The sequence below is a fragment of the Idiomarina sp. Sol25 genome (assembly GCF_033052775.1).
Classification (GTDB): domain Bacteria; phylum Pseudomonadota; class Gammaproteobacteria; order Enterobacterales; family Alteromonadaceae; genus Idiomarina.
In genome coordinates, this window is sequence record NZ_JAUPEW010000066.1 from 1 (window position 1) to 341 (window position 341).

The following is a 341-nucleotide window of genomic DNA, read 5'->3' on the forward strand; positions in this document are numbered from 1 at the left end:
TGTTTCGGGCTGAGAATCACCATGAGCAAAGGTATCGACCAACTGCGCACAGAAATGGCGCAGCAACACAGTGATGCGCTGGCCTCTTTGCGGGCGGCGCGGGACAGCGCAAGGCCCATCGCCGAGGCGTTGCGCGCGCGGGGGCGATTGGCGCTTCTGGGCATGGGCGGCTCGCACTGGATCAACCGTGCGGTGGGGGATTTTTACCGCGCCGCCGGGCTTGATACGACGGAGCATGTGGTTTCGGAATACATGCGCGCACCGTTGCCCGGTGATCCCGCAATGTTGGTCACCTCGCAATCGGGCCGCTCGGGCGAGGTGCTCCACCTGATCGAGCGCGG

General features: G+C 64.8%; 1 protein-coding gene. It reads left to right on the forward strand.

Going from position 1 to position 341, the window contains the following annotated elements:
- Positions 1-21: 21 nt before the first annotated feature.
- On the forward strand, positions 22-341 hold a 320-nt coding region (locus Q5L94_RS13490; RefSeq protein WP_317498876.1), incomplete at its 3' end, for a hypothetical protein.